Consider the following 2,500-nt stretch of genomic DNA (forward strand, 5'->3'; position numbering starts at 1 on the left):
GAGTCACAGTGCCAAATGAAAAAAACGAGGTATTCAACGATTTACTCGTTAAATACCTCGCGATGTGAGAAGGTATAGACTTTTTCAGTGCCCTCGGATTTACGCTACTCTTTTTATTTGCTCTATAAACATTACCCACCTAGAATTTTATCAAAAAGTTGATATCCACATTTTACAACCCATGCTCTATTCTAATTGAGAACATTCATATAACAAATTATTTTTAAAGTCATCCGCAGATACTCTTACAACTTCCGGATTTTCTGGAACTTTAAATACAACCACATGCGTTCCATCATCTGACAGATTGGGTAATATTTCTTCTAAAAGTGTATTTATATATATTTTTTCTGGTTTACAGTTTTCCCATTCATCCCCTATACATTTCATAGCATACTCTTTAAATGGCCAAATAGGCATAGAAAGGTTTCCCTCTTCATCTGAAGTTGTAACAAACCCATCATTTAATTTCAAAGACCACGCCTCTTCCCAGTCTGCAATACGTTTTACAGAGTAAATATATCTATCTCTAGCTGATTTTTTTATCATAGCCTTAAACTCTGGACTTGATTCAAATCCTCCACCCATATTAAACTCCTCATTTCTTCTTTTTTAATAAACAAGGGGCTTTCTTACTCGCTCCTTCTTTATTTTTTCTTCCTTTGTCGTCAAGTACATGTTGATTTTTATGATCCTGAATTACTTTAAGATCCGAGTGCATATAATCATAACCTTTGTCTGATTCATATCCATACCAATGAGCTAATTCAAAGCCTATTGGATTACGCACATTTCTAATAACTTTTCCATTTCCTCTTTTCTTCCCTAATCTATTTAATTCTTGTCGCATCCAGCCTCTAACATATCTTGGCTGCTTCGGATCATTGACCAGCACTTTTAACCTTTGCTGTTTCTTTCCTCGACCGGCAGAAAGACCAAAAGGATCTATCCAAAAATTAGGATCACCAACATAACTATATAACGTCGGATTATCTCCCATAGATCCAATTGGATCTTGCTGAGTATAAATCCCTTCGTTTGGAGCATAGTATCGGAAATTATTGTAGTAAAGCCCTATCTCAATATCCTCATATTGACCTTGATAACGGAAAGGAACGAAATCCTTTTCACCAATAATTACTTTAACTCGTCCATAAATATCTAATTCGCCTGACCAGACTCTACTTCCTTCTGAATCATATGCTTCAACAGGCGTTCCAAGGTGATCTGTGATAATACTAAATTTCCCTTGTTTCGTGAGTTTAGCAGACAGTATGAATGTTTCAGGATCGAATATCCAAGTTACAAGACTATTAGGAATTCCATCCGGATCATGATTTGCAATATTAGTAGATGTATTTATTACATTCAGGTCACTTGCATCGTCAACCCATTCATGCAAAATCGTATTCCCATCCCACACGAAATAAGTAGTTTTTCCCTCACAACTCTTTTCAACACGCCTACCTAATGGATCATACTTAAACGTAACTTCCTTAACCAAGTCGCTCTGCGAAAAAAGAACAACTTTAGACATCATCCCACTGCCATTGTATTCGTACTTCCACGTATCGCCATTATTCTCAACCTTCTGAACAAGATTACCTTCATCATCATAAGAGAATGTTGCCTCTTTCGTTTCAAGTAATCTGCTTCCGGCACCATAGAACGATCTGTCTTTTCATTTGTTTCATATAAATTTCCGACATCATCAACACTGCGGTGTAAGAAATCAAATTGACCTCCTTGATTGGACCAGACGAGATTACTGAATTCATCGTAACCATAGGTGACTTTTACACCTGTTAACTCGTTAACCATGCTTCGTAATCGATGATTGACGTCCCAATTATATACGCGTCTTCGTGTGTCACGGTTCTGACTACTTATTCGTTGGTGTGTCGGTCTACCCGTTACATCATACTGCCAATTGCTGATGACATCTCCTGGTAAGATTCTTTCAATCTCTTGCCCCTAGCGGATTGGTAGTTGTTGTGCAATTACCACGACGGTCATACACCCATGTCGAACTTGTCCCGTCTGGCAATGTTACCTGACTCAAGTTTAGATCAGCATCATAAGCTAAGCTTACCATATGACCTTGCGCATTTGTCACTGTTTCAATTAAATATTTATCATTATAGGAAAATTTAGTCTTTGTGCCATCTTCTAAAACATTTGCCTGCAATGTGCTATCTTCATTATAAATCCACCAACGACTTCCCCCCTCTGCGTTAACAACCTGAATCAGTCTATCTTTTTCATCATACTGAGAGGATAAGGTACTGCCATCTGCAAGGGTAATAGTTACTGGATTTGCCCATTTATCATAGCTATATGTCGTCACACGTCCATCTTCATCTACTGTTTGGAGTAATTCAAAGTCCTCATTATATTCATAGCTGACTTCACTACCATCTGGATGAACAATTTTCGTACAGAGGTTATCTTCGTTAAAATAGTAGTAACTCTTATGGCCTAAGCTATTCGTAATTTCATT

The 2,500-nt window shown here is 37.3% G+C and carries 4 protein-coding genes; all 4 read right to left on the reverse strand.

Annotation, left to right across the window (positions count from 1 at the left end):
* Positions 1–186 precede the first annotated feature (186 nt).
* Complete coding sequence (locus ACQKOF_RS24955; RefSeq protein WP_427563072.1) at positions 187–588, reverse strand: DUF2750 domain-containing protein; 402 nt, start codon at positions 586–588, stop codon at positions 187–189.
* A 10-nt stretch (positions 589–598) separates the two neighbouring features.
* Entirely contained in the window at positions 599–1,537 is a 939-nt protein-coding gene (locus ACQKOF_RS24960) for an RHS repeat-associated core domain-containing protein (protein ID WP_427563075.1), read from the reverse strand.
* Positions 1,537–1,821 (reverse strand): hypothetical protein, encoded by a 285-nt coding sequence (locus ACQKOF_RS24965; RefSeq protein WP_427563078.1) that lies wholly within the window; start codon positions 1,819–1,821, stop codon positions 1,537–1,539. Before ACQKOF_RS24965 ends, ACQKOF_RS24960 begins: the two co-directional genes overlap by 1 nt.
* A gap of 139 nt (positions 1,822–1,960) precedes the next feature.
* A partial coding sequence (locus ACQKOF_RS24970; protein WP_427563080.1) for a hypothetical protein occupies positions 1,961–2,500 on the reverse strand: 540 nt, incomplete at its 5' end.

It is taken from the genome of Lysinibacillus sp. NPDC093190 (assembly GCF_050280425.1).
In the GTDB taxonomy this organism is placed as follows: domain Bacteria; phylum Bacillota; class Bacilli; order Bacillales_A; family Planococcaceae; genus Lysinibacillus.